The organism is Paraburkholderia sp. SIMBA_054, assembly GCF_046534875.1.
In the GTDB taxonomy this organism is placed as follows: domain Bacteria; phylum Pseudomonadota; class Gammaproteobacteria; order Burkholderiales; family Burkholderiaceae; genus Paraburkholderia; species Paraburkholderia hospita.
The window spans coordinates 1-241 of sequence record NZ_JAWRXV010001567.1 but is presented as its reverse complement, the minus strand read 5'-3'; the positions used below and the strand labels follow the sequence as shown (position 1 = coordinate 241).

Annotated in this window: 1 protein-coding gene; it reads left to right on the top strand. The window is 66.0% G+C overall.

From position 1 onward, the window contains the following. On the top strand, window positions 1–241 hold a 241-nt coding region (locus SB822_RS60320; protein ID WP_410859547.1), incomplete at both ends, for a zinc-binding dehydrogenase.

The following is a 241-nucleotide window of genomic DNA, read 5'->3' as shown; positions in this document are numbered from 1 at the left end:
GATCTTGTTCTCGACTATGTCGGCGGCGACGTGCTTGCCCGCTCGTGGTCCGTGCTTTCTGCAGATGGGGTCGTGGTGAGCACCGCGTCGCCGGACATTCTGACGAGCGCCCCGGCCGGGCGTCGCGGCTTGTGGTTCGTGAACACGCCGGATGCCGCGCGGCTGCAACAGATCGCCGACGACGTGACGCACGGGCGTTTGCAGTCCAAGGTCAGTGCCGTCGTGCGCTTCGAAGAGTTGC